Source organism: Rhizobium sp. 62_C5_N11_2 (genome assembly GCF_051811185.1).
GTDB classification, from domain to species: Bacteria; Pseudomonadota; Alphaproteobacteria; order Rhizobiales; family Rhizobiaceae; genus Rhizobium; species Rhizobium leguminosarum.
In genome coordinates this window covers 196,834-222,589 of record NZ_JBPWPW010000003.1, presented here as the reverse complement: position 1 = coordinate 222,589, position 25,756 = coordinate 196,834, and the positions used below count along the sequence as shown (strand labels likewise).

Genomic DNA, 25,756 nt, shown 5'->3' with positions numbered 1-25,756 from the left:
TGCGGTGCGGAACGAAGATGTGGAGTGGCATTCACATGGAAAGTCGCTTCGGATGGCATGCTAAAAGGGCGTCTACCGGGTGTCCCATTGTCGGCGTTCTCCTGGCAGGCGACAAAACGTATCCGAGCTTCGCCGCCTTCTGCGAACAGATGCATGAGCTCGGATACAGGGATGGAGAAACCGCCCGGTTCGAAGCGCGCTTCGCCGAAGGCCGCTTGGATGAGCTCCCGGCGCTCGCGTCCGACCTCGTTCAATGCGGAGCCGACGTGATCGCCGTCGTCGGCGCCGTGACGTATTGGGCCGCGCGCAGCGCGGCGCCGGATATTCCGATTGTCTTTGCTATCGTGCTGGACCCTGTTTCCGCAAGTATGGTCGACAAACCGGAAAGGCCCGGCGGCAGAACGACCGGATGCACCAATTTCGATCCAGGCCAGATACGTGAGCAGATCCGTATCCTGAAGAGGGTAATACCCGGGCTCTGCCGTTTGGCGGTTCTTGGCGATGCCGGTGTCCCAGACATCTTGCCGAACCTTTCGAAGACAGCAGCTCAGGCCGAATGCTTGGATGCGCACATCTTTCTCCTAAAGGGCGAGAATGATCTCGCGCCGGCTTTCGCCGAGTTCGCGGCCGCTGGCGCAGAGGCTCTCTTATGCTTGGAAGTGCCGCGAACCACGACATACGGGGCAGAGATCGTTAGGCTGGCGACCGCCGCCCGGCTTCCGGCCATCTTTGGCCGCGATCACGCAAGATACGGCCCGCTGATATCATACGGCACAAGTCTCGCCGCTGCGGCGAGTCAAATGGCCAATCAGGTCGATGAAATCCTGAGGGGGACCGAACCTGGTGACATTCCTGTCCAATACGTTCGCCGTCTCGAACTAGTCATCAATCTCAATGCTGCCCGGCAAATAGAGGTCTCGCTTCCAAGTGACCTGATTGTTTTGGCTGACCAGGTGATCGGATAGAGCCTTACGCAATGTCCCTTTGTGACGCCTTCCTCTCGTTCCGACCACCAAGACAAACGGCAGAAACGGCTCTTCTTCGACGCTGCGCTCCCCGTGCTTGCCGAAGCTCACTCCATTTCGCTTCTGCTCGCTTCAGTTACCTTCTGAATTTCAGATAACTTCTCTGCTTTGAGCGCTTGATAAAAAAGCTGTCTTTTCAAGTTTCACGCGAGCAGCGGCTTCGCGAACACTAAGGTCGGCGGCTGGATGCCACAGTGGGTGGGGATAGCGGCTTGAAACCGCACCGCTATCTTACAAACCGTCGACGCATTCCCACTTGATGTATCATATTTTCAGATATACATCATTTCATCGGAAATAGTGGGGGAATGATGGAACGCTCGTTTTTGACCATTGCCGCCGGCGAGAATAATGATGCGATACGCGCGCTTTCGGCGCCGGCGCGGCTGGAGATGCTCAAGCTGCTTTGCGCCAAAGGGCCGATGAATATCAACGATATCGCGCGTGCCCTTTCTCTTCCTCAATCGACCGTCGCCACCGGAATCCAGATTTTGGAAGACGCCCGGCTGGTGGATTCCCAGCTGACGAAGGCCCGGAAGGGAAATCAGAAGATCTGCTCGGCGATCTACAGCGAAATTCTGATCAGCTTCGAGGAAAGTGCGGCCCAAAGGGCCAACAATATTATCGAAGTCGAGATGCCGGTGGGGCTCTACACCAGTTGTGACGTCCATGCGCCGTGCGGTCTTTGCTCCACCGAGAGCGTCATCGGCCCGCTCGATGTGCCCGACTATTTCCTCGATCCGCAGCGCATGCAGGCCGGGCTCGTCTGGTTCGGCAGGGGATATGTGGAATATAAATTCCCCAACAACGCCAAGGTGTTGAACAAGGATATCCGCGCCATAGAGTTCTCGCTGGAGCTGTCGTCCGAGGTGCCGGGCACCAATCCGGACTGGCCCTCCGACATAACTCTCTGGGTCAATGGAATGGCCATCGGAACCTGGACGTCGCCCGGCGACTATGGCGACAAGCGCGGCGCCTTCACGCCGGCATGGTGGAAGCTCGAGGGCTCGCAATATGGGATGATGAAGACTTGGCGCATCTCCACGCGCGGAACCTTCATCGACGGTATCGCCGCATCGAATGTCACGCTCAGCGACCTCGCGCTTGCCCAACATTCGTCCATCCGGCTCCGGGTCGGCATCGCGGAGAATGCCGGCCATACCGGCGGCGTCAATATTTTCGGTCGCGGCTTCGGAAATCACGGCCGCGATATCATCATGCGGCTACACGTCTGAAAAATCAAAATCGGAAATCTTGATTTAAATATCACGATTCTTTCCAGTTTCGACGGCCGATTAAGTCTCACAAGTAATTGTAATTGAACACTTTTTTCTGAAATCCATATTAGTATGATTAAAGTCGCAACTTGGTTGACAGAACAACATTCCTGATATCAAGTTAGAGGCAAGAAAACAAAATATCTGATATATAAACGGGAGGATCCGTTGAAGACGAACGTTGTGGTTCACCGCGATTTCCGCATCGCGACCATTGACTCCAGGCTCTACAGTTCATTTCTCGAGCATCTCGGCAGGGCGATCTACGGGGGCATTTATGAGCCCGGACACCCGACGGCCGATGAGGATGGATTCCGCCAGGATGTCCTCGAGCTGGTGCGTGATCTTGACACGCCATACTGCCGCTATCCCGGCGGTAATTTCGTCTCGGCCTATAATTGGGAAGACGGCGTCGGACCCCGTGCGGAGCGCCCGGTTCGCCTCGACCTTGCCTGGCGCACCCGCGAAGCCAACCAGATCGGCGTGAATGAATTCGTGGACTGGTGCAAGAAGGCGAACACCAAGCCGATGCTCGCCGTCAATCTCGGATCACGCGGCCTGGATGCAGCCCGCAATTTCCTCGAATATTGCAATCATCCGGGCGGCACCTACTGGTCGGATCTGCGCCGCAAGCACGGCTGGTCCAATCCGCACGATGTCAAATTGTGGTGCCTCGGCAACGAGATGGATGGTCCCTGGCAGGTCGGTCACAAGTCCGCCTACGAATATGGCCGGCTGGCGGATGAGACGGCGAAGGCCATGCGCGGCTTCGACAAGTCGCTCGAACTCGTGGTCTGCGGCTCGTCCAATTCCGATATGAAGACCTATCCGGAATGGGAGGCCCAGGTCCTCGAGCAGTGCTATGACAGTGCCGACCATATCTCGCTGCATATGTATTTTGCCAACCGCGAGAAAAATACGCTCAACTATCTCGCCCGCGCGACGAAGCTCGATCGCTACATCACCACGATCGGCGGCGTGATCGACTACATCAAGGCGAAAAAACGCTCGAAGAAGACGATCGGCATTTCCTTCGACGAATGGAATGTCTGGTATCATTCCAACCAGCAGGACAAGGAGATCCTGGCGCGCGACGAATGGCCGGATGCGCCCCATCTTTTGGAAGACATCTACAATTTCGAAGACGTGCTGCAGGTCGGCGGCATCTTGAACACCTTCATCCGTCGCTCCGACCGCGTACGCATCGCCTGCATCGCGCAGCTCGTCAACGTCATCGCCCCGATCATGACCGAGGACGGCGGCGCCGCCTGGCGCCAGACCATCTACTACCCCTTCTATTACGCCTCCAGATATGGCCGCGGCTCGGCACTGCAGCTGGTCGTCGATGGTCCGACCTATGACAGCGACGAGGAGAACGACGTCCCCTATCTCGACGTATCGGCCGTCCATTCCGAAGACGGCAAGACCCTGACCTTCTTTGCCGTCAACCGTCATCCGAACGCGGCGCTGGATCTCGATGTGCGGCTGGAAGGTTTCGCAAATGCCCGCGTGGTCGAGCAGGTGGAAATGACCCACGGTGATCTGGAAGCCGTCAACACGGCTGCGCGGCCGCAAACGGTCGCTCCGGTCACTGTCGAGAGTGGAAAGATTGAGGATGGACGGTTGCGGGCGGCGCTGAAGCCGCTGTCCTACAACGTCATCCGGCTGTCAGTGTGACAGCCGCCGCCGGGTAAGCCACGATTGGCCACCGGCTGAGATTTCGGCTCACTGCGAGGAGGCAGGGAGCCGGAGGGATGGTTCGCCGAAGCTCTGGACCTTGAGTCCTGAGGCCTCTGCGAACCGACAACCGCGACGTGCCCATGCGTGCCTTTGCGGCCGCCGTATCGTCGCTTTCTAGGGAGGAGTTCATGCAACAGTGGAAGAGGCTCGCATTTGGCGTCGCGCTGGCCGCACTCGGCCTGACAGCGACGGCCAAGGCCGATGACTACACCTCCTTGCCGCGCAAGGAGACGCTCATCGTCGAAAATCCGGAAGGGACGATCAAAAATCCCGGCTGGTTCAACATCTGGGTCAATGGCGGCGGCGGCGTATCGACCGGCCTGCAACAGCTGACCATGGATACGCTCTGGTATATCGATCCCGAACAAGGGCTTGGCGGCGCGACCTGGGACAATTCGCTGGCTGCCGACAAGCCGCAATATAATGCCGACTTCACCGAGATGACCGTGAAACTGCGCAAGGGGCTCTTCTGGAGCGACGGTGTGGAGTTCACGGCAGACGACGTGGTCTACACCGTCAAGACGCAGATGGATCACCCCGGCATGGTCTGGAGCGCTGCCTTCTCGGTGCAGGTGGCAAGCGTCGAGGCGACAGACCCCTCGACTGTCGTGTTCAAGCTGAAGAAGCCCAATTCGCGCTTCCACGCCATTTTCACCGTTCGCTGGAACGGCGCCTGGATCATGCCCAAGCATGTCTTCGAAAAAGTCGAAGATCCGCTTCGTTATGACTTCGCCAATCCCGTCTCGCTCGGCGCCTATAAGCTCAAGTCGTTTGATCCCCAGGGCAAATGGTATACCTGGGAGAAGCGTGACGACTGGCAACGGACCTCGCTTGCCCGCTTCGGCGAGCCGGCCCCGAAATACGTGACCTATACCGATCCCGGCCCGCCGGATAAGCGGACGATCGCCCAGCTCGAGCACAATCTCGATATCATCCACGACAATACGCCAGAGGGCATGTTCACCCTCAAGGAGAAATCCAAGTCGATCGAAACCTGGTTCCCGGGCTTCCCCTTCGCCCATCCGGATCCGACACTTCCGGCTGTCATTTTCAACACGCAGGATCCGCCATTTGACAACGCTGATGTACGCTGGGCGCTTGCCCTGCTGATCGACATCAAGGCGGTCGACATGGCGAGCTATCGCGGGGCAGCTACGCTTTCGGCGCTCGGCGTGCCGCCGACGGCGGCCACGATGAAGGACTATCAGGCGCCGATGCAGGATTGGCTGAAGAATTTCGAGATCGATACCGGCAAGAGCAAGATCAAGCCTTATGACCCGACGGTCGGGCAACAGATCGCCGATATTCTGCGCAAGCAGCCGAAGTTCAAGGACCAGATCCCGACCGACCCGCAGGCAATCAGCGGTGCCTTCGGCTATGGCTGGTGGAAACCGGATCCGAAGGCTGCCGGCGAACTGCTGGAGAAGGCAGGCTTCAAGAAATCCGGCGGCAAATGGCTGACCCCTGATGGACAGCCCTTCAAGATCCGGATGACGGTGGAAGGCGACACACGCTCGGTCTTCACCCGCGCCGGGACGCTGATCGCACAGCAATGGGCTTCCTTCGGTATCGACGCCAAAGCCGTGCCGGCCGCGAAACTGTGGCAGGTGGCGCTCCAGCCCGGCGATTTCCAGGTGGCGATTGCCTGGAGCGTCGAGACCTGGGGCGGCGATCCCGACCTGTCGTTCTTCCTCGACAGCTGGCACTCGCAGTTCGTGGCCAAGAAGGGTGACAATCAGCCGCCGCGCAACTGGCAGCGCTGGAGCAATCCGGAGCTCGACAAGATCATCGAAAGCATTCGCGGCATCAGTGCCGACGATCCGAAGGGCGTCGAACTCGGCAAGGATTATCTGAAGCTGGTCGCCCGCGAAATGCCGACGATCCCGCTGATGTCGTATAACGTCTTTACCTCGATGGATACGACCTATTGGACCGGCTATCCGACGATATCAGACCCCTATACCGACCCAGTGCCGAATTGGGCAAACTCCAGGCTGATGATGGTCAAACTCAAGCCAGCACAACCGAAATAATCCTCCCAACGCCGGCGCGAGTGTTGCGCGCCGGCCCCCTATCGACGGGCATGTGGCATGTCCGTCGATCCTTTCCTGTCGATGAAGGGAACCAGAGAGGAACCACTGCCCTATGACGTCTTATCTGCTCTTTGTGCTGAAGCGGTTCGGTCAGTTTCTGCTCGTCGTATTTCTTGGCGTGACCATCACATTCTTCGTCACCCACCTGACCCCGATCGATCCGGTCGAAGAAAGCATAGGCGCCATCACGCAGATGGGGCAGTCCGATCCCAATGCGATCGAACTGATGCGCCAGTCGCTTCGCGAGCTTTACGGAATGGAGGGCTCGATCTGGCAGCAATACCTGCATTTCTGGCTTCGGCTTGCGACCGGTGATCTCGGTCCCTCGCTATCGGCTTTTCCCACACCCGTTTCCACTATCATCCTCCGGTCCCTGCCCTGGACCATCGGGCTGATGACGATGTCGACCCTGATCACTTTCGTGCTCGGCAATGCGATTGGCGCGCTCGCCGGCTATTACCGGAAGAATATGGTGATGAAGGCCGTCAGCCTCGTCTTCATCGCCCTGCTTCCCATTCCCTATTATATTCTCGCCTTCGTGCTTCTGATTGTGTTCGGCTATCTCTGGCCGGTGCTGCCGATCAATGGCGGCTACGAGATGAACGCCAATCTGGACCTCTCCTTCGCCCTGGTCCTCGATATACTGAAGCACTCCATCCTGCCGGCCTTTTCTCTCATCCTTGTGGGAACCGGCAGTTGGCTGATCGGGATGCGCGCCCTCGTATCCAACATCATCACCGAGGATTATGTCGTCTTCGCCGAACTCGGCGGTGTTCCCAAACGGAAAATTCTCCGCTCCTACATCTCCCGCAATGCCATGGTGCCGCAATTTACCGGGCTTGCCATGTCGCTCGGCGCGATCTTCAACGGCACGGTCATTACCGAAATCGTCTTCGGCTATCCGGGCATCGGCAACCTGCTGATCGAAGCGGTGCATGCCGGCGATTACAGCCTGGTGCTCGGCCTCAGTGCATTGTCGATCGTCGGCGTTGCCGCGGCCGTGTTCATCATCGACATTCTGAGCCCGCTGATCGATCCGCGTATCAAGGTGGAATAGAACATGTTTACGATCGTCCGCGACCTCGCACGCCAGAATATGGAATTCCTCTGCGGCCTGCTGCTCTTTGCCGTCATCGTCGGATTGATAGTCGTGTCCTATTTCTCGCCTTACGGCGCGACGGACATCTATCTCCTACCGCCCGATATGCCGCCCGACGGCGAATATTGGCTCGGCACGACATCGCGTGGCCAGGACGTTTTCTGGCAATTGACGACCGCCCTTCGCAACACCCTGTTTTTCGGCATCGGCGTCGCCTTCATTTCACGCATCATCTCGCTGGTCGTCGGCCTCGTCGCCGGTTATGCCGGCGGTGCGGTCGACCGGGTGCTGATGGCCATCAACGACAGCGTCATGGTCATCCCGCAATTTCCCCTGCTGATCCTTTTCTATTTCGTACTGAAGGACAGCATGACCTGGACGGCGCTGATCGTCATCATGGCCTCGCTCGGCTGGTCCTATGACGCACGCCTCATCCGGTCGGTGGCGATCAGCCTGAAGACGAGATCCTTCACCACCCAGAGCGTCTATTCCGGCATGAGCATGCGCAAGATCCTCGTCGAGGAGCACCTGCCTTACGTTCTGCCGATCGTCTTTGCCACCACGATGAACAACATGATCTGGTCGATCGGCATGGAGATCACCCTGTCGGTGCTCGGCTTCACCGATATCGAGACGCCGACCATGGGCATGATGATCTATTGGGCCAATGCGCATTCGGCGCTGATATCAGGCATATGGTGGTGGGTGGCCGCCCCCGTCGCCGTCATCGTCGTCCTCTTCCTGGCGCTCTTCCTGCTGTCCATGTCGATGAACGAATACAATGATCCGCGCAGCCGGCTGAACCGGATGGGAAGTTAGTATGGATCCTTTGGTCGAAATTGAGAATCTGAAAGCCTATTACCGTGCCTTCCTCTACGGCGTCGATCGCGAGGTGCGCGCCGTCGACGATATCAGCCTGACGATCGCCCGCGGCGAGGTCTATGGCGTTGCCGGTGAATCGAGCAGCGGCAAGACGACCTTGATCAAGACCATTGCCGGCGCAATCCGGCCGCCGCTGAGGGTCGTGTCCGGGAAAGTGACATTCCATTTCGACGGCGGCACCCAGGATATCTACGCGATGAAGCCGGAAGAGCGCCTGGCCCTGCGCTGGCGGCATCTGTCCTATATCATGCAGGGCTCGATGAATGTGCTCAATCCGGTGCGCCGGATCCGTCACTCCTTCACCGATTTCGCCTTTCGCCACATGAAGGTCGGCAAGAGCGAGTTTTTCGAAAGGGTCGCCACCCATCTGCAGCGGCTGAAGCTCGATCCGCATCTGCTCGACGCCTACCCGCACGAACTGTCAGGCGGCATGCGCCAGCGCATGACCATTGCACTGGCGACGATCCTGACGCCGGAATTCATCATCGCCGACGAACCGACGACCGCGCTCGACGTGATCGTTCAGCGCGACGTGCTGTCGATGATCCGCGAAATCCAGCGCGAGATGGGCTCGTCCTTCCTGTTCGTTACCCATGATATGGGGGTTCACGCGACGGTCTCCGACCGCATCGGCATTGTCTATGCCGGGCGTCTTGTCGAGGAAGCGCCGACCGCCAAACTCTTCAACATGCCGCTCCACCCCTATACGCAGCACCTCGTCGGCAGTCTGCCGCGCATCGGCGATGCGACGGCCCGCCCTTCGCTGGAGGGTCGTCCGCCGAACCTCGCCATGCCGCCGGAAGGCTGCCGGTTTCACCCGCGCTGTCCGAAGCGCATGGAGATTTGCTCGCAGAAGGTTCCGCCGCTCGTCACCGTCGAGCCGCAGCGGCGCGTGGCGTGTTTTGCCGTTACGGGAGATCAGGTTTGAGTGCTCTTCTTAGTCTCTCGCATGTGACGAAAGTCTACCGCCAGGGCGGCATGCTCGGCCGGCGCCTGATCACGGCGGTCAAGGACGTCAGCTTCGAACTGGGAGAGGAGCCGGAGATCCTCTCAATCGTTGGCGAATCCGGCTCGGGAAAATCGACGATCGCGGCGATGATCCTCGGCCAGACCGAACCAACGGAAGGCGAGCTTCAATTCAGCGGCAGGACCGTCGCCATCCATAGCAGAGCCGAGCGCAGGGCGTTCATGAAAGAGGTCCAGCCGGTTCTGCAGAACCCCTTCGAAGCCTTCAATCCGCTGAAACGTGTCGACCGTTATCTCTTCGAGACCGCCCGCAATTTTTCGTTCTCGGGAAAACGGCCGGACCGAGAGCAAGCGGAGCGGATGGCGGATGCCGCGCTCGTCCATGTCGGCCTGACCCTTGAGGAAGTGAAAGGCCGGTTTCCCCACGAATTGTCGGGCGGCCAGCTTCAGCGCGTCGCCATCGCCCGGGCGCTGATCCCGCAACCCCGCCTGCTGGTGGCCGATGAACCGGTCTCCATGGTCGACGCATCGCTGCGCATGGCCATCGTCAATCTCTTCGGCCGCTTGAAAAACGAGCTCGGCCTTTCAATCGTCTACATCACCCACGACCTCGCCACCGCCTATTATATCAGCGACAACATCATCATCATGCGCAAAGGCGAAATCGTCGAGCGAGGACAGGCCCGCACCGTCCTGGACAACCCGCAGCATCCGTATTCGCGGGCACTCAAGGACGCGGTTCTGGCCGCCGACTTCAGCCCGGTGACGTAGGTGCTGCGGGGGATGGCGCAGCCAGGACGAATAGGCCAGCTTTCCTTTATGAGCGTTGGCAGGTTTAGCGTTGCCTTAAAGAAACTGTGCAAGGATGAGGGCCTGTCATCCACGCCGGCAACCTGATGAAGTTTCGAAGAAATCTCGCGCGCTCCGTAATAAGCCATACCAGCGCATTCGCTCCCGCAATATTTGCGGCAATTATTGCAGCAATCGTCGTCTGGGTCGCAACCAACTGGCGGCTGGAGCGATCGCTGGCCGATGAACGCTCGACGGTTGCGGGCGAGCTCGCCACCATATCCTCCCGGCTTCAGACCAACCTCAACAGCAATGTGAAGCTGTTGCAGGGGCTGGCGGCCGGCATCGCAGTCAATCCAGAGATGGGCCAAAGCGGCTTTTCAAAACTTGCCGCGCAGATCCTGCAGCCCGATTCACAATTGCGAAGCTTCGCCGCTGCGCCCGACATGGTGGTCAGGTGGGTTTATCCGGAGAAAGGAAACGAAAAGGCCATCGGGCTCGACTACCGAACCAATGAGAAGCAACGGGCTGCCGCGATGCTGGCGCGCAACACGCACAATATCGTTCTGACAGGCCCGGTGGAGCTTGTCCAAGGTGGAACCGCTTTTGTGGTCAGGTGCCCGATCTACATCAATGACGGAACAAGCCAGGCTTTTTGGGGCCTGCTTTCCGGAATAATAGACATACCAAAGCTCTACCAGGAAAGTGGCCTTGGTTCGACCGAGCTTGAGATCGCCATCAGCACCGTACCGGAGCCGAATTCGCCCAAACAGGTTTTTTTCGGCAGCCTGGCAACCTTTTCCAGGAAACCGGTCCAGACATCCGTTGATATGGTTTATGGCCGATGGACCCTCGCCGCACTGCCAAAGCAGGGATGGGGCCAAAATAGCGGGATCGGCACTTTTGAGTTCTACGCGAGCCTGTTGGCATTATGTGTCGTTGCGCCGATTGTCTGGATCGGTTTTCTGACCAAATCACGCCAAAGAACGATCGAAAAGCTTCGCCTTCACAAGAAAAAGCTCGTTCGAGCACGACAGAGGCTGGAGTACCTGTCATTGCATGACGCATTGACGGGGCTTCCCAATCGACGATTTGTCGACCAGATGATCTCGCAACCGCCGAGACCTGGTCCACAAGATTGTCTGATACTCATTCATATCGACCTCGATCGATTTAAAGAAATCAACGACACGAAAGGGCACGCCGGCGGTGACGCGGTCTTGCAAGCAACGGCTTCGCGCCTTGCCGATTTGGCTGGTCCAAACGACGAAGCGGCTCGGATCGGTGGAGATGAGTTCATCTTCGCCAGCTGGAGTGCCGATCCGGAGCCGAAGGCAAACGCATTGGCCCGGCAAATTGTCGATGCCCTCGAGCAACCCCTCGTCATTGACGGTGCGGCCTGTATTGTCGGTGCAAGCGTCGGCGTCGCCTGGGAGACTGAAGGTGCTCTCGGGCGGGACCTCGGCCAATTGCTTCTCGATGCCGATTTGGCTCTCTACGAGGCGAAGAAGGCCGGCCGCGGCCGCGCTGCGGTCTTTACAGAAGACCTTCGCAGCGCCGCGATCCATTCGAAAGAATTGGCGGATGAATTCACGCATGCGCTCGATCGTGATGAACTCGTTGCATTCTTCCAACCGCAGTTCAATGCAAACACATTGGATATTGCCGGCGTCGAGACACTGGCCCGTTGGGATCACCCGAAAAAGGGTCTGCTCGCCCCGAACAGATTTCTTGACGTCGCGGAAAAGCTGGGGCGCACCGGCGACATGGATAGGCTGATCCTGCAAAAGGCCCTGTTCGAGCTGACAAGATGGGACAGCTTGGGAATGCAAATTCCACGTGTCTCGGTCAACATTTCAGCGCGTCGACTGGCGCAGGCAAATCTGCTTGCCGAGCTGTCCGAGCTTCCCATCGCGAAGGGTCGTCTGTGTTTCGAGCTGCTCGAGACAATCTCCTTCAATGATCTTCAACCTGTTCTCAAGGAGATCATTCCAGCCGTCAAAAAGCTTGGCATCGAAATCGAGATCGATGACTTCGGCACCGAACATGCCAGTATCGTCAGTTTGCTTCGATTTGAGCCGCGACGCCTGAAGATCGATCGCGAAATTATCAAGCCGATTATCGCATCTCCATCTCAGCGCCGTCTGGTCTCCTCCATCATCGAAATCGGCCGATCGCAGAACATCGACATCGTTGCAGAGGGCGTGGAGACCATGGAGCATGCGAAGATCCTGAAAGACCTCGGTTGCCATATATTGCAAGGTTACGCTCTGGCACGACCAATGACCTCGGAGCAGTTGATTGAATTTTGCCGCATAAAGGACACAGGAATGACCGAGGCAGGCTGACAGCCAAACCCCGCATTCCCTGTATGACTATCTTCCGTCGATCCTAGACTCATCGCCGCTGACGCCCGACGAAGTTCGCAACATGCATGCCGAGACCGAACTGCTGCTCACGTTCAGCGGCCAATCGTTGCGACAAAGTTGCGCTATTATGCCGACCCGGAATTTGCCAGATTGTTTGCCAAGCAGGAGATAAGCCAGGAGAGATGAGCCAAGCGGTTCACATCACCCCGATGAATCGACCGGGCCTGACCGATTCACAAATGTCGTTGGACACCCTCACCTGGTGTTTGCGATCCTGCCGGCATGACAGTTCAGCCCTATCACGTCTATATCGAACGCAGAGAGCGTGCCAAAAACATGGCTCGCTTTTATGCGCTGTCGATCGAGGCGAACCTCTTTGGCGAGACCTCGCTCGTGCGCAGCTGGGGACGAATCGGCAGCCGCGGACAGCAGAAGATCCATGTCTTCGACAGCGAGGCAAAAGCCGTCGATCTCCTGCTCGCCCTTTTGCGCAAGAAGCGCTCGCGAGGTTATCGGCCGCTGCAGTGATCCGCATCCGCGTCTCTCATGGTTGAGTGAAGGAAGAGACGGCTCACGCCGCCGCCTCCTCGTCGAACTCCGGCTGCAAGGAATGCAGGTAGTCGACGGCCCGCTGCGCATGCGCTGCCGCGGAAAAGATGGCGCGCTTGTCGTTGCCAAGAACCTTAAGCCAGCCATCGAGATAGCTTGCGTGGTCGGGGCGTGGTTCGAGCTCGGGGGCGATGCCAAGATCGGCGCAGAGAAACGAGCTGCCGAGTTCGGCAATCAGTTCTTCGCGGGCGCGTTCGCTCCTGTCTTTTGCGTAGCGGCTGAGATCACGATCAAGCCGTCGCGGTGCCCCGGTCCAGTGCGTCATCTCGTGACTGAGGACGGCGACATAGGCGGCATCGTCCCGGAAGGCATCCAAGCATGGCATCTGGATGTAATCACGAATGGCAGCATAATAGGCAGCCGATCCGCCATGCCGGATGAGTGCGCCGGTATTGGCAAAGAAGCGGCCGGCATCGCCGATGCGGCGCATCGGATCCTGGACAGGTGCGATCTCATGAAAGCGGTAAGGAAGACCGGCGATCTGATCGGCGTTGAACACGGTGTAGGTCTTGAGGAATGGAATGTCCTTTTCGATCTCCGTGCCTGTCTCGGTCGTCTCGGTGCGGATGAACGAACTGGCAAAGACTATGGTTGTGCCGGTTTCGCCCTTGCGGACGGCGCCGCCGAGTTCGATTGCCTGGCGAAACGTCATCCAGCGTGATGAGGCAAAGCCGCGGGCGATGGTTTCGGACCAGAGGAGCAGCACATTGATCCCGGTATAGGGTTGGCCATTGTGGCGCAGTGGCCGGCTGACCTCACTTGCCGCCTGTCCCGTCGTCCAGGGCCTGGTCCATGGCCGCACACCCTGTTCGAGATCGGCGATGATCCTGGTGGTGATGCGGCTGTAGATATCGGATCGTTGATTGGATGGTTGCCTGCTCATGTCTGAACCTCCGTTTCGAGGTCGCGGCCATCGCGACCTGCTACGGCGGTCCGAAAGCCGGGCGGCAAGTGCTGCCTGCACCCGCAGGGCCGCAACGCAGTGGAGGACGGCAAAGCCGTTGCCGGCGGCGCGAGCCTGGCAGGACCAGAGCCGGGGCAGGACGCGATGACTGCAATCTGAGTAGGAGGTTTTGACGGATGCGGAAGTGGCAGATCAGCGAGTCGGCATCACGTCGCTCACATCGCCGATGAACCGCAGCGCAGATCGCTTGCTGGCCGGCCGCGCCAATGACCGGGCGATATCGTCGCGCGAGGCGGTTTGGTCTACCTCACATGAGGAGTTTGGCGTCAACGGCTATCTCGGAAATAACCGGCGGCAAATCGGCAGAATCCAATTGCATAATGGCTCCGAACGCCGACGATGGCGCGCGCCCCATTGGACCAATCGGCTGAGCGAGTAAATGAGGACATCTCGACACGCGTGGAATCGATGTCCGATCGGACGGTTGGGGCGTGCCTCGCGCTTGCGGATCAGATCAGGATGTTGCGGTTTCCCAATCGAAGACACCTGAACCACAGCGACGCAGGCGACGGTCGATGGGGCTATTCAAAGAGAATGAGGCTTGCCGGAGTTGGCGGCATCGCCGCCACCGTGACGCCGGTAAGACCGGCCAGTCCTGCCATCTCAGTCAGCTCACTTTGCGTATAAGCCTGACCCGCCGGCGTGCTGGCGAGCATCTCCCAAGAGAACGACGCAGGAAAAGGCGGCGACACGCCATTTTCGTTCGGTACGAAATCCACCGCGACGATCCGACCATCCTTTGCAAGGCTCGCGACGATCTTTCGTAACAGTTTGGCACACGTCGGCAGATCGAAATGGTGCAGAAAATTCGGAAGAAGGACAAGATCATAACCCGTGCCCCATTCAACATCGAAAGCACTGCCGGCAATTGTCTGGTACCGGTCAGACACGCCGGCATTTACCGCATTCTGCCTCGAAAGCTCCAACACGGCGGTCCAGTCGACGGCGACGATCTCCGCCGATGGAAGGCCCTTCGCAATTTCGATCCCGAAAAAGCCTGGACCTGCAGCAATGTCCAAAACTTTCTTGGGATGCCTGGCCCAGCCGCAGATTTCGTCGGCCAGTATTTTGGCGCTGAGCCCCGTAAAGGAGCCCATGCCGCGTGCAAACTTCAACCAGACGGGGTTGTCCGCAGAAATGTTTGCAAGCCCAACCGAACCGCCGTTTCGCACGACCGCGGCCGGATCGCGCAGAAAATTATCGAGTATTTCGGGTGCAGCGACGAACTCGACGGCAGAGCCCATATAGGCTGGCGAATTGCGATCGAGGAACATTTTGGTCGAGGGCGTCACTCGGTACTGTCCGCTCTCCTTGGTCAGGAAACCGTGGACCACAAGGTAATCGCACAGGATGCGTATCCCACGCTCCGAGGCGCCTGTGACCGACGCCAGCAATGCTGCCGTTTTGCCCTCGCCGATATGAGTAAAGAGATCAAGCTCGATGGCCGCCCTGATCGCCGCCGTCTTGCGGCATGCAAACAGCGCATCGATCACGAGTTCGGGCGACACGACGCCAGCATGGGCGTCCTCGACGATTGTTTGCATGGGATCCCCCAGAGCCCTCGGTCGATCTTGCCTGGCACCGCCAGCCGCAGAAATTATGCGTATATCCACATATTCTACAATACTTACCGCGCTAACCTTATCGGGTGCCACGCCCTAATGGGCGAGCTGTCCTGCGGCCGGCGCGCCGTTCATGCCGACCAAGATGGCTGCGTTGTCGTGCCTACACCAGTTTCCCCATAGTTGCCGGACGATACGCTTTTTCCCATCTCGATCGCTGTAAGCACCCGTCTGTCTCGGATGCATGCTCGAGACGATGTCGCGGAGCCAGAAAACAGGTTTGATGCAACGTCGCGCTGCGGCGCGAGCAAGGTCAGGCCGATCGCTGGATTGAGTCGCCGCAAGATGCTCATGTGCGCGCGGCCGTGCACCGGGATGTTCACGTCCCTCGGCGACAACAGCTTCGTTCGATCGAAGGGATACGGGGGGCGAGATCGACGAGCAATGAGGGGTCAATCTAACCCTCTCGCTCGCAGTCAGTGTTCGGGCAACCCCGCTTGCCGCAGGCCCTCGGCCATTTGATCTGCCCATTGCGGTGAGGCTCGAAACACAGGCCGTGTCATATAGCGCTGGATCGTAAAGCCCGGCTCGGCTGCCAGCAGCTTTTTCGCCGCCCATCGAGCTGTGTCCTCGTCACCACTCATTGCCGACCAAGCAGACATCATCCGGTATGGCCACGTCACCTCCGGGTGTTTGTTAACTACCTCCCGGGCAATGGAGATCGCCTCGGAAAGTTTGCCTGCCAAGGCCAAGGAAAGGGCCAAGCCCATTCTCATATTGAAGGCGAGTGGATCCGCCGGACTAAGCGTCATCGCCCGCTCGAAACGCTCTCGCGCGCAATCAGGCTGGCCTCTGTAGCTCGCGACCCATCCATATCTCGCCCATCCCCAGGCATTGTTTGGATCGAGCGCCAGTGCTCTTTCGAGATAGGCCGACGCCCCCTCCTGATCGCCGCAGTGGCTCAACGCTCCCCCGGTAGCGGTCAAGGCAGTCGGATCATCGTCAATCGAGGCCGCTGCAACCTCGATGGCGCGTAATGCGCATTCGAGGTCCTTCTCTGGTTCGTCAGTCCAGATGTAGCCGAGGTTCTGGGCGTGGCACCAGGCTAGGAAAGCATGGGCTCGGCCGTACGTAGGATCGATTTCGATTGCGTCCTGAAGGAGCGGGATTGCCCGCTTGATAGCATCCTTATTCTGACCCCAGAGGTACGGGTAAGCCCGCATGACGAGGTCGTAGGCGCGCAGACTGCTGGGCGGTTTGCGCATCGCGAGCTCGATTTCCGCGCTGCGAATGGCTGGATGGACTGCGCCAGCGACCTGCGCCGCGATCCTGTCCTGGAACTCGAAGATGTCCTGGGTCGCGCCCTCATAGCGCTCGGACCAAAGCTGGGTCCGCATCTCGGCTTCAACAAGTTGGACCGAAATACGCAACCGATCCCCTCCCCGTCGGACGGTACCTTCGACCACGTAGGTCACGCCAAGTTCCCTGCCGACACTACGCACGTCGACGAAGCGACCCTTGTACGTGAACGCTGACTGGCGCGCGATCACGAAGAAATTTCGTACTCGGGAGAGAGCGGCGGTGATTTCCTCCACGACGCCGTCCACGAAATATCCATCGCTCTGGCCGCTGAGATTGTCGAAGGGCATCACCACGATCGATGGTTGGTCCTTACCAAAGCGGGCCGAAAACGATCGCACCGACTCTGCCCCATTCCCTTCACCGTTCTCTTCGGGCCAATCCACTCGAAAGACAGAAACTGGCTTGGGGATATTTTTCAGGACGCGCTCTCCAAGGCTAGTGAGTGTAAACAGCACCTTGCCGTCGAGATGCTCGCGCACCGACCCGGAAATGCATATGCCTGAGGGAGCGGCCATCTCCTGCAGGCGCGCCGCGATGTTCACGCCGTCGCCAAGAAGATCATCGCCAGACACGATCACGTCGCCAAGATTAATACCGATGCGAAATTCCAGGCGGCGATCCTGTGGAAAGTCGTTTGAGCGGCTGAGAAGGCTGCGCTGCATTTCGACCGAGCACCGGACGGCCTGAACCGCACTTGGAAACTCCGCGACAAGGCCGTCACCCGCGCTGCCGAAGATGCGACCGCCATGCTCGAGCACCAGTGCCGATATCTGATCGTGGCAAAGGGTGAGTTCACGAACGGTGGTCTCCTCATCAAGCGCCGTAAGGCGGCTGAAGCCCACGACGTCAGTGGAGAGAATGGCTGCAAGCTTTCGATTCACAGCGGTCACCGCTCCATCTGGTGGCTGTCTATCCGCACTCAGTGCACTGCCTCAACCTTACATCTGACAAAGGTCAAATTCCACCGCGAGACCTGAATGGCGCCAACAATTCCGGCCGCCGCCTTGACGAAGACGCTTGACGGCCGCATCGGGCTGTCGCTTATCACTAGTTGAGATTGACTCGACTTTGAGCAGTGCGCGTGCTCAGGTCAAGTGTTCAGATCCGAACGCAAGGCTTTCATGAAAGAGGTTCAGCCGGTTCTGCAGAACCCCTTCGAAGCTTTCAATCCACTGAAACGTGTCGATCGTTATCTCTTCGAGATGGCTCGCAATTTAACATGGTCGGTCTTTTCGCCTAGATCGAGACTGGTATTCGCGTTGCGTAATTCGCAGCCTTTGGCGGATGCCTGCGAAATTATGGCGCCTAAAACAACACTTCTTTGACGCTGCTTTGACGGTAGGGCGCTACGACCGGTTTGCGAAGTTACGCAGAGGGATTTCAGCCGGTTATGCTTCAGTTCGATTATCGCAAAAGCATCGATCTTCCTTTCGGAATCCCGATTTCCCTTCCCGGTTGCTTGCCAGGCGCCGCAGGTATGGCAGACTGGTCTCTGGATGCCAGGTCTTCGACCTGCCAAACGAGCGCATCGGAGGCAACGGGGGCGGGGCCGGTGGATCGCATGAACAAGGAGCACGATCCGTTTCGGATGTTCCTGCTCGGGCCTTTTGCCCTTGTGGATGCTGAAGGGCGGTCGGTTACTCCGAAATCCAAAAAAGCCCAGGCTCTTCTGGCGATGCTTGCGCTGTCCGCCCGGGGCTCGCGCTCGAGAATCTGGCTTCGGGACAAGTTGTGGAGTGATCGCTCCGACGACCAGGCGGCAGCCAGTCTGCGCCAGGCCCTTTTGGACATTCATAAGACTCTCGGGCCCGCACGTGATCTCTTGATTGCGGATAAGAATACCGTTTGGCTGGATATGGACCGACTCGTGCTTGATACCGAACTGGTGGTTCGGACAAACCGGTCCGCGGATCAAATCACCGACGAGTTGCTCGAAGGTATAGACATCCGCGATCCGGAATTCGAGGACTGGTTAACGCTTGAACGCCAGAACTGGTATAGCCGGCTCAATGTCGGACAAGTCCACGATGTCTTCGAGCCGCGACAGCAGCCGAGCCGCGATATCGCCAAACATTCCGCCCTGCTGCCTCTGACGGGTGCCCCGGATGTGCCAAGACAAGGCAAACCCGCGGAAATCGCCAGCAGCAACCCATATCGTCGGCCGGCCGACGGTGACTGGCAATGGGTTATGGTCCTTCAGCCCCCGATCGTGGTGGGTGTTGGAGAGGGCGGACAAATTGCTGCGACCCGGTTCCAGAATCTCATTGCAAAAGCCATCACCGATGGGCTGGCCATTGGCGTCAGCGACCGCTCCTTCACCTTGCCGGATATTGAAGGGAGCGAACAGCGGATCAGCCTTCCGATATGCCTACAGCTTCGCCTCACGTTTGACGGTGACATGGTGATGATCGAACTGGTGATGAAGCACCTGATCAACAACCGTATTCATTGGCTGAGCAGTCAGGCAATCAACCGCACGCAGTTCGAGCGGGGCGAGTTCGGCACCGCCGCTGCGCTGATCAGCCAGGCCGTCGATCAACTGGCCTATTTCCTGGAGACCCAGGCAAACGACCGTCGATTGTCGCAAGACGGCCTCCTGATCGACGCCGTCAATGCGATCTTTCGGCTGTCGCGTAGCGATCTGGATAATGCGGAGCGGCGCCTGGAAGAACAGATCCAGTATCAGCCGCGGTCATCGACTTTTGCCTGGCTGTCATTCATCCGGACTTTCCAGGTTGGCCAACGTTTCAACGCGCTTGACGCGCATCTGATCGAGGAAGCTCAGGCATATGCGCGCAAAGCGCTGGAGCTCGATCCGCAGAATTCCGTTTCGCTCGCGCTCGTCGGCCACGTCCATTCATTCCTGTTCGGCGAATACGACTATGCGGCCAACCTGTTCGAAAAATCGATCCGCCTGAATCCGGCCCTGCCGCTCAGTTGGGACCTCTACGCGATGCTGCACTGCTATGCAGGCCAGCCCGACAAGGCGGTGGCCATGGCGCGTTGGGTACAAGAGCTCGGCGTCTACAGTCCGCATAAATATTACTTCGATACGACCAAATGCATTGCGGCAGCGCTTGCGGGCGATCATACCGCAGCCATAGCTGCAGGCGAAGAAGCCCTGCGGGCACGGCCGAACTTCAACAGTCTGCTGCGCTATCTTGCCTCCAGTCACGCCCATTCCAACAATCTCGGCGGCGCGCGGCATTACCTGCAGCGTCTTGAGGCGGTCGAGGGCGGCTTCTCCATCAACGCCTTCCGCGGCAGCGGCTATCCGCTGCTCGACACAGGCGGCGGCCAGATCTTGATCGACGGCCTGCTCAAGGCCGGCGCCAAGCTGCGCTGAACTCCGGACAAATCTTCACATCATCGCGCAAGGAGGCTCCAATGGAAGCGGACACTACTGAGGAATCGCAATCGAAAATTGTTTCATTTCTAAACAGTTATAAATTCAGGATTGAGCCGGATACGGTCCTTCCATGCGAACCCAGGGATGCAGGTGCTGATCCTCTCGCCGGTGCATCGCCAGTTGCGCCTGATGCAGCCCCCGAAGCTGTGCTTTTCCTCGGCACGGATGACGATGGATCGCCCCTGCCCGGGCCAATGATGGCGACGATGGCCGTAGCCTCGGTCCTCAACAAGAGCGTCGCAAACAAGTCGGTGCTCAACAAGGCGTCGCTGAACAAAAACAAGAACAAAAATAAGAATAAGAACAAGAACAAGTCGACGATGGACGGCGGCAGCCTCGGCGTGTCGCAGCTTATTCCCTCCTTCGAGCTGCGCAGGCTGCACCAGCAGCCATCACGCAACGCCTATACCGCGGCGCGGCGCTTCACCTGGGAAATGCTGGATATACTTCCGCCGCCCGGCCCGGATTATACCCGCCTCGAAACGACGGTGCTGCTCTCTATGCAACGCCGCGACCGCGAACGCGTGCGACGCCTGCCCGATATCCAAATCGAGTCGACGATCTCCGTGGGGGAATTCACCCGCGCATTGCATATCGAGGATCTCGGCGGTTTCGAGCAGACGGAAGGCCTTTTCCAGGCGATCCTGACGGCCTGCGAATATGTCGGACTGATCTACAAGAGCCAGTTCAACCGGCTGCGGCCAAACCAGTTCGAGCCGATGCTGCGGCCGTTGCTGGCCGTGCCGGTCCACGAGTCCTATCCCAGCAACCATTCGTTCCAGTGCTTTTCGATCGCCTTTGCGTTCTCGACGATCCTGCCGGAACATCCGGCCACCGACGAGCTTGCCCGCATCGCCCAGAACGTCGCCGAAAATCGCGAATGGGCCGGCCTGCACTATCCGAGCGATACGCAGGCAGGGCGAGATCTCGCCCGGCGTTTCGCTCCCTACCTCCACGACGCGTTCGGTCCTCTGTTCCAGGCCGTACACGACGAATGGGTCTGAAATCGCCAGTTGCTGCTCAACAGGATTATAACCATGACGGATCAAACACAAATGCCTGAGCCCGCACCGATCAACTACTACTATCTCTGGCACCTGACTGCCCTTGGCGTGGTCGACGCGGAATACGGATCGGCTCCGCCTGCACCACCAGCGCTCGATGCGAGCGCTGTACGCGCGCTCCCCGATCCCCTCATCACCGGCACGGTCTGGGATGCCATCGCTTCCGCCGGCCCGTTGCGACCCGCGCGGGTCGCGCTGATCGATGTCGGCGTATCTCCGGATCATCCCAATCTGGCAACCCGGCTTGACCGGGAGGCGTCAATCGATTTGACGACCCATCGTTACGGCGCGCGTGTACTCGAAATACTCGATACGACGACGTCGTTTGACCGCGAAGAAAGACATGCCTTCTTTGCCGGGCTCGACATCGCTCCGCTCGGCAATATCGGCCTTTCGAACGACGACCGGGACTATCTCAGTGACCTGGTTGCCGAATATGCCACGTCGGAGGGTGTTCTCCGGCGGCTCTACAATCCGGAATCGCTGTTTGCGTCGCATGGTACCTGCTGTGCAGGGCTGATCGTCGGCGAACCCGCCGTTGTTGCGGAAGAAGGCACGCCAAGCCTTCCGCCGGAAGGAGCCTTCTACGGTGATAGTGACGAGCTGCGCACGAGCGGCAATCGCAATGTCATCCCCTATTTCGGCGTTGATCCTTTCTCAAGGCTCATCTCGATCAGAACGTCCTTCGAAGACGATGTCAGGCAGTTCATTGCGGCCTTCCTTTATGCCTATCTTCAGAAAGCAGATGTGATCGTCTTGCCGCGCGGTCTGCCTGACCCGAAACGCAGCATCGTCGATCCGAAGAACGAGCTGAAGGCCGACCTGGAATTATGGAAAAACCAGGATGCCGCCAATCTCTTCGCGCGCATTGCCCTTGCTGATCAAGGTGGACCTGAACTGGAGCCGAAGGTTGCGCAGAAAGGCTCCAATCCGGATCGTCCGTGGCACGTCCTCAAGCAACTCATCCTCGCCATCAGCCGGCACATCCCGATCGTCTGCGCCGCAGGAAACAGTGGCGAGAGCCAGCTGATCTATCCGGCAAGTCTTGCCGCGGACAACAACGGCGTCATTGCAGTTGGGGCCGTTACCGTCGAAGGTTTCCGTTCGGGCTACAGCAATTACGGCGAAGGATTGACGTTAGTCTCCCCCTCTGACGACGGTGAGGTCTTCAACAGGCATCAGTTGCGCCTCGACCGGCTTTCTCCATTTGCCGGGCAGCACGACTACAGCGCTTTTCGAACACGGGAATACTACTATTCGCACTTCTCGCTGCTGACGACGGACCTGTCGGGGATTTTCGGCTATAATCAGGGCTCCGATCCGTGGTCGGCCATCGTGCCGTTCGGAACCAATCCGGGCATCGGGGGCGGATACTACACTCCCTTCGGGGGCACATCGGGCGCGTCGGCGCAGGTGGGCGGGTTATGCGCCCTGATACAGCGGGCCTACAAAAGCCGCCACAATGCCGGTGACCGCCTCTCGGGGCCTCAAGTAAAATCCATTCTGAAAGCCGCGTCCCGCCTGGACACCATTGTCGCGCCCGGCACGAGGAAATTGACGGCGGATTGTATGAACGCCGAGAGCGAGGATGCCGTCGAGATGGCCTATTTCTTCGGGTCGGGCCTGCCGAATGCGCGGGCGGCGGTACAGGCGGCTCTGGCGATCTGACCCCGCGGCTGCGTTATCCACAATTCCAAGCCTCCTCGATCGAGGAGGCTTTTTCTTTGTTTACGTCATTTTTACGGATTTTTAACGCGGAACTGGCGGGCGAATGACGCCCTCGGAGGATAGTGCCTCTCAACAGACGACGCACAACGTTCCGATGACGGACGACGTCGTCTCGAACTCCGGCATTTTTGCCCGAGATGCAATCTTGATCTGCCCGAAGACAAACTCACGGAGGCTGCCGATGTCCGCGTCCCGCATACAACAATTGGCAGATGAGGCGCGCCTCCTGCTCAAGCGCAATCCGCTGATGGCAACTACCGTCTCCCTGCAGCGCGTAGCAACACGCAACCTTTTGAAGCGACGCTTCCAATATGGCCGCACGCTTGCGGCGGCTTCGAAGCTCGCCGGTTGTTCGGCTGGGGTAGAGGCATTGTCAGGTTATTTCCCCGACCTTGCAGATGGCGGATACACGCGCCTGCCGGAGCTTCCGCCAGCGGTTGCCGGACCGGTCGGCGCCGACCCTTACCGTTCATCCGTACTTGCAGCCTGGATGGGTGCACTTGCGCGCAGTCTGGAATGGCAGGCAGCCCGCCCCGATGTGCAGGTCGTCGGCCGCTATCTGCAGCCGGATCTGATCGCATCGGATCTTGAACTCGAACGTCAGCCAGCGTGCCGGCTCTCTTGCGGCATCGGCCTTGTGCACATCGAAAGTCCGGCGCGAAGCCGTATCATGCAAGCCCTCCTGCGCCAATGCATGCCGGACTATCCCCGGCCCGGCTACCCGATCACGGACGATGCGGAACTGGATCGCATCGCCGACCATCTGGAGAAGGCCTTCGCATTAATCGCGGACTTGGACGAGTACGGCCATCAGCGTCTGATCGCCGGCCTGCACACGCTTTACGTTGGCGTGCGGCGCGAACCGCAGTGCTCCTTTTCGAGCTCGAACGAATTGCCGGGCAGCGCGCTCATCGTCCTTTCCAGAGAGAGATTGCGCGCCGGCGATCATGCCGCGACAGCGGCCCAATTGCTTCATGAGGCGGGGAATATCCTGCTCGGGTTTTATACGACCTCGGCGGCAGCATCCCTGCCTGGCGAGTTCCAATATGTTTCCCCATACAAGAAGGACCTACAGACGCTCGAGAGCATCCTGCATACGGCCTACACCATTCCCTGGGAATGCGCCTTGCGCATGGCATGCCTATCCACCGAGACGGATCCTGAGCGCCGCGCCTGGAAGACGGCATTCATAATTGCCTATGCCGCGCGGCAAGTCCCGCTCATCGACATCGCTCGGAAAGGTATCGAACGTCTCGGCGGCGATGTCCTCCTCGACCTCCCAGACATCGCCGCCATTCCTTCCTGGAGCAGTCGGATCTTGTTCCTCGTGAGCCAGTTGCTTGCCGAAGAACCCATTGCGCACCGGCAGGCGCATCTGGCCGAGTGCCAGCGAGTTCTCGATCGCCAAGCCTGGGATATCGGACAGATGCTGCTGCGCGGCAAGGAGCCGATCGATCCTCGGATGGGCCGGCGGGAGATCGATGACAGCGGCGACAATGTCAGCCTCTGGTACGACGGCAAATTCCACGTGATTGCGAAGACCCCCGACCATGCGATGGGCGAGGATTACGTACACTACGCCGCGACGATCCGCGGAGTTGCGCCCAGCGAGATGGAGGCGATCTGATGGTCAATTATCGGTCTAGACGATTGTCAGCGGCAATCCGTGCGCCCGCCGACTTCCCGAACTTCTTCGCCCACAGCCTGGGGTGGGGCGGCAGAGGGGCTCTGTTCACCGGCAATAGTGTCGATCCTGCCGAGGAACGGAGCCCCAATGTTACCAGGCCTGCGTTCGGCGTCTCGTTGGAGGGTTCCAATATGCCGGATGAGGACGAATATGTCTCCACCGCAATGGATCACGACGACGCCTTCCTGACGCCTCTTCGCCATCGGCAACGCGACTTCGCAGGTTTTCGCGAAATCGACTTCGTCATTATCGGATGCGGCGGCTTGGGCTCGCAGATTGCCATCCAGCTTGCGGCCCACGGCGCGCGCCATTTCTTTCTCGTGGATGCGGATCGTATCGACGAGAACAACTTGAACCATGTGCCATGGGCGAGCGAAGCTGATCTCGGCCGGCTGAAGACGGACAAGCTGGCGACCTGTCTGGCCGCGTGTTTCTCGGCCAATGCCTTCGCGCTGCCGGAATTTGCGGAAGGGGCCGCAGCGCTCCGATTGATCGCAGATTACGCCCACAATCCGTTCGTCGTTCTTGCCGGCGACGATTCTCATCCGGCCCAGGAGTTCCTGACGGCCTGCCACGCATCGAAAGCCGGCCTGCCGCCCCATCTGCATGTCGGCCGCTCCCAAGCACATGGCATGGCAGGTCCCTCGGTCGCAGTGCATGAGGACGCATCTCCCCTCTGCCATTGCGCCGAGGTCACAACCGACGACGGCTTTCTCGCTCCACCGGCCGCTGCCGAGAACGCATTTATCGCCGGCCTTGCCGTGTCGCGGATTGCCCAAAAATGCCTTTCGAGACACTCGGCCGCACGGGGACGCCGATGGATATTGGACCTCAAAGGCAATCAGGCCGAGCTGCGTTCTCTCTGCGAACACACCGAATGCAAGGTATGTCCATGAACACGCTATTTTCGTCGGGATATTGTTGCTCCGTTGGCGCAACTGCCGGAAAGAACGATGAGCTGACGATATCCGAAGCTCTTTGCGATCCACTGATCGCCATGGTGATGCGCGCCGATGGCGTGACCTCCGAAGAATTCAAGCGACTCCTTGAGGCGACAGCCCGTGAGCTAAAAGCCAATCTGGCTGATGGTTGACGAGCATGTGTGGCCGATCTCGGTGCGATACCATCGCC

General features: G+C 58.9%; 20 protein-coding genes and 2 pseudogenes. 19 read left to right on the top strand and 3 right to left on the bottom strand.

All coding sequences use genetic code 11. From position 1 onward, the window contains the following. Positions 1 to 35 precede the first annotated feature (35 nt). The 11 genes and pseudogenes from AB8B31_RS30125 to AB8B31_RS30075 all read left to right on the top strand — a co-directional run bounded on the left by AB8B31_RS30125 (position 36) and on the right by AB8B31_RS30075 (position 12,768). A complete protein-coding gene (locus AB8B31_RS30125; RefSeq protein ID WP_439007623.1) occupies positions 36 to 965 on the top strand; it encodes an ABC transporter substrate-binding protein in 930 nt (309 codons plus the stop codon). A gap of 368 nt (positions 966 to 1,333) precedes the next feature. Beyond that, positions 1,334 to 2,260 carry an ArsR/SmtB family transcription factor gene (locus AB8B31_RS30120; protein WP_011655028.1) on the top strand — a complete coding sequence of 309 codons (927 nt, stop codon included), beginning with the start codon at positions 1,334 to 1,336 and terminating at the stop codon, positions 2,258 to 2,260. 210 nt (positions 2,261 to 2,470) lie between these two features. Then, positions 2,471 to 3,979, top strand: a complete 1,509-nt coding sequence (gene arfA, locus AB8B31_RS30115; RefSeq protein ID WP_439007622.1) for an arabinosylfuranosidase ArfA — start codon at positions 2,471 to 2,473, stop codon at positions 3,977 to 3,979. 191 nt (positions 3,980 to 4,170) lie between these two features. Then, positions 4,171 to 6,075 (top strand): ABC transporter substrate-binding protein, encoded by a 1,905-nt coding sequence (locus AB8B31_RS30110; RefSeq protein ID WP_018448476.1) that lies wholly within the window; start codon positions 4,171 to 4,173, stop codon positions 6,073 to 6,075. 112 nt (positions 6,076 to 6,187) lie between these two features. Then, positions 6,188 to 7,192, top strand: coding sequence for an ABC transporter permease (locus AB8B31_RS30105; RefSeq protein ID WP_018246419.1), 1,005 nt, complete (start codon positions 6,188 to 6,190; stop codon positions 7,190 to 7,192). A gap of 3 nt (positions 7,193 to 7,195) precedes the next feature. Further along, positions 7,196 to 8,053: an ABC transporter permease gene (locus AB8B31_RS30100; RefSeq protein WP_018246418.1), complete on the top strand. Its 858-nt coding sequence runs from the start codon at positions 7,196 to 7,198 to the stop codon at positions 8,051 to 8,053. Position 8,054: 1 nt separating this feature from the next. Then, on the top strand, positions 8,055 to 9,044 hold the full coding sequence (locus AB8B31_RS30095; protein WP_018246417.1) for an ABC transporter ATP-binding protein: 990 nt from the start codon (positions 8,055 to 8,057) through the stop codon (positions 9,042 to 9,044). After that, the gene (locus AB8B31_RS30090; RefSeq protein ID WP_115156824.1) at positions 9,041 to 9,853 is read left to right on the top strand and encodes an ABC transporter ATP-binding protein; all 813 of its coding nucleotides are present in this window, start codon (positions 9,041 to 9,043) and stop codon (positions 9,851 to 9,853) included. Before AB8B31_RS30095 ends, AB8B31_RS30090 begins: the two co-directional genes overlap by 4 nt. Positions 9,854 to 9,978: 125 nt before the next feature. Continuing rightward, positions 9,979 to 12,219, top strand: coding sequence for a bifunctional diguanylate cyclase/phosphodiesterase (locus tag AB8B31_RS30085; protein ID WP_439007621.1), 2,241 nt, complete (start codon positions 9,979 to 9,981; stop codon positions 12,217 to 12,219). Positions 12,220 to 12,277: 58 nt separating this feature from the next. Continuing rightward, positions 12,278 to 12,426: pseudogene (locus AB8B31_RS30080) on the top strand (type IV secretory system conjugative DNA transfer family protein); the annotation flags it as partial. 96 nt (positions 12,427 to 12,522) lie between these two features. After that, positions 12,523 to 12,768 (top strand): WGR domain-containing protein, encoded by a 246-nt coding sequence (locus AB8B31_RS30075; RefSeq protein WP_113543791.1) that lies wholly within the window; start codon positions 12,523 to 12,525, stop codon positions 12,766 to 12,768. A gap of 43 nt (positions 12,769 to 12,811) precedes the next feature. On the opposite strand, the gene AB8B31_RS30070 is transcribed toward AB8B31_RS30075, so the two are convergent. After that, positions 12,812 to 13,732 carry an ArdC family protein gene (locus AB8B31_RS30070; protein ID WP_439007620.1) on the bottom strand — a complete coding sequence of 307 codons (921 nt, stop codon included), beginning with the start codon at positions 13,730 to 13,732 and terminating at the stop codon, positions 12,812 to 12,814. Positions 13,733 to 13,922: 190 nt separating this feature from the next. Between AB8B31_RS30070 and AB8B31_RS30065 the strand changes: the two genes are divergently transcribed. Further along, positions 13,923 to 14,192 carry a hypothetical protein gene (locus AB8B31_RS30065; RefSeq protein WP_439007619.1) on the top strand — a complete coding sequence of 90 codons (270 nt, stop codon included), beginning with the start codon at positions 13,923 to 13,925 and terminating at the stop codon, positions 14,190 to 14,192. Positions 14,193 to 14,334: 142 nt separating this feature from the next. Here the strand turns inward: AB8B31_RS30065 and AB8B31_RS30060 are convergent, their stop codons facing one another. Together AB8B31_RS30060 and AB8B31_RS30055 are read right to left on the bottom strand one after the other, a co-directional pair. After that, positions 14,335 to 15,357 (bottom strand): class I SAM-dependent methyltransferase, encoded by a 1,023-nt coding sequence (locus tag AB8B31_RS30060; protein WP_168320133.1) that lies wholly within the window; start codon positions 15,355 to 15,357, stop codon positions 14,335 to 14,337. A 494-nt stretch (positions 15,358 to 15,851) separates the two neighbouring features. Continuing rightward, positions 15,852 to 17,627 carry an adenylate/guanylate cyclase domain-containing protein gene (locus AB8B31_RS30055; protein ID WP_439007618.1) on the bottom strand — a complete coding sequence of 592 codons (1,776 nt, stop codon included), beginning with the start codon at positions 17,625 to 17,627 and terminating at the stop codon, positions 15,852 to 15,854. A 210-nt stretch (positions 17,628 to 17,837) separates the two neighbouring features. On the opposite strand from AB8B31_RS30055, the pseudogene AB8B31_RS30050 reads away from it, so the two are divergent. The 7 genes and pseudogenes from AB8B31_RS30050 to AB8B31_RS30020 form a co-directional block, all read left to right on the top strand. Then, positions 17,838 to 17,963 (top strand): annotated as a pseudogene (locus tag AB8B31_RS30050) (ABC transporter ATP-binding protein); the annotation flags it as partial. A gap of 164 nt (positions 17,964 to 18,127) precedes the next feature. Then, positions 18,128 to 20,083, top strand: a complete 1,956-nt coding sequence (locus tag AB8B31_RS30045) for an SARP family transcriptional regulator (protein WP_439007617.1) — start codon at positions 18,128 to 18,130, stop codon at positions 20,081 to 20,083. A 41-nt stretch (positions 20,084 to 20,124) separates the two neighbouring features. Beyond that, a complete protein-coding gene (locus AB8B31_RS30040; RefSeq protein WP_439007616.1) occupies positions 20,125 to 21,150 on the top strand; it encodes a phosphatase PAP2 family protein in 1,026 nt (341 codons plus the stop codon). Between the two features lie 33 nt (positions 21,151 to 21,183). Beyond that, on the top strand, positions 21,184 to 22,878 hold the full coding sequence (locus AB8B31_RS30035) for a S8 family serine peptidase (protein WP_439007615.1): 1,695 nt from the start codon (positions 21,184 to 21,186) through the stop codon (positions 22,876 to 22,878). Between the two features lie 103 nt (positions 22,879 to 22,981). After that, positions 22,982 to 24,565, top strand: coding sequence for an aKG-HExxH-type peptide beta-hydroxylase (locus AB8B31_RS30030; protein ID WP_439007614.1), 1,584 nt, complete (start codon positions 22,982 to 22,984; stop codon positions 24,563 to 24,565). Beyond that, positions 24,565 to 25,521, top strand: coding sequence for a ThiF family adenylyltransferase (locus AB8B31_RS30025; RefSeq protein WP_439007613.1), 957 nt, complete (start codon positions 24,565 to 24,567; stop codon positions 25,519 to 25,521). The genes AB8B31_RS30030 and AB8B31_RS30025 overlap by 1 nt, the downstream gene beginning before the upstream one ends. Next, positions 25,518 to 25,718, top strand: coding sequence for a hypothetical protein (locus AB8B31_RS30020; RefSeq protein WP_439007612.1), 201 nt, complete (start codon positions 25,518 to 25,520; stop codon positions 25,716 to 25,718). Before AB8B31_RS30025 ends, AB8B31_RS30020 begins: the two co-directional genes overlap by 4 nt. The last annotated feature ends 38 nt before the right edge of the window (positions 25,719 to 25,756 follow it).

Coding starts and splice junctions, on each gene's coding strand:
- AB8B31_RS30040 (WP_439007616.1), top strand. CDS start 20,125: ATGGAAGCGGACACTACTGAGGAATCGCAATCGAAAATTGTTTCATTT.
- AB8B31_RS30120 (WP_011655028.1), top strand. CDS start 1,334: ATGATGGAACGCTCGTTTTTGACCATTGCCGCCGGCGAGAATAATGAT.
- AB8B31_RS30035 (WP_439007615.1), top strand. CDS start 21,184: ATGACGGATCAAACACAAATGCCTGAGCCCGCACCGATCAACTACTAC.
- AB8B31_RS30105 (WP_018246419.1), top strand. CDS start 6,188: ATGACGTCTTATCTGCTCTTTGTGCTGAAGCGGTTCGGTCAGTTTCTG.
- AB8B31_RS30045 (WP_439007617.1), top strand. CDS start 18,128: ATGCTTCAGTTCGATTATCGCAAAAGCATCGATCTTCCTTTCGGAATC.
- AB8B31_RS30100 (WP_018246418.1), top strand. CDS start 7,196: ATGTTTACGATCGTCCGCGACCTCGCACGCCAGAATATGGAATTCCTC.
- AB8B31_RS30060 (WP_168320133.1), bottom strand. CDS start 15,357: ATGCAAACAATCGTCGAGGACGCCCATGCTGGCGTCGTGTCGCCCGAA.
- AB8B31_RS30075 (WP_113543791.1), top strand. CDS start 12,523: ATGACAGTTCAGCCCTATCACGTCTATATCGAACGCAGAGAGCGTGCC.
- AB8B31_RS30070 (WP_439007620.1), bottom strand. CDS start 13,732: ATGAGCAGGCAACCATCCAATCAACGATCCGATATCTACAGCCGCATC.
- AB8B31_RS30030 (WP_439007614.1), top strand. CDS start 22,982: ATGACGCCCTCGGAGGATAGTGCCTCTCAACAGACGACGCACAACGTT.
- AB8B31_RS30020 (WP_439007612.1), top strand. CDS start 25,518: ATGAACACGCTATTTTCGTCGGGATATTGTTGCTCCGTTGGCGCAACT.
- AB8B31_RS30095 (WP_018246417.1), top strand. CDS start 8,055: ATGGATCCTTTGGTCGAAATTGAGAATCTGAAAGCCTATTACCGTGCC.
- AB8B31_RS30085 (WP_439007621.1), top strand. CDS start 9,979: ATGAAGTTTCGAAGAAATCTCGCGCGCTCCGTAATAAGCCATACCAGC.
- AB8B31_RS30025 (WP_439007613.1), top strand. CDS start 24,565: ATGGTCAATTATCGGTCTAGACGATTGTCAGCGGCAATCCGTGCGCCC.
- AB8B31_RS30125 (WP_439007623.1), top strand. CDS start 36: ATGGAAAGTCGCTTCGGATGGCATGCTAAAAGGGCGTCTACCGGGTGT.
- AB8B31_RS30110 (WP_018448476.1), top strand. CDS start 4,171: ATGCAACAGTGGAAGAGGCTCGCATTTGGCGTCGCGCTGGCCGCACTC.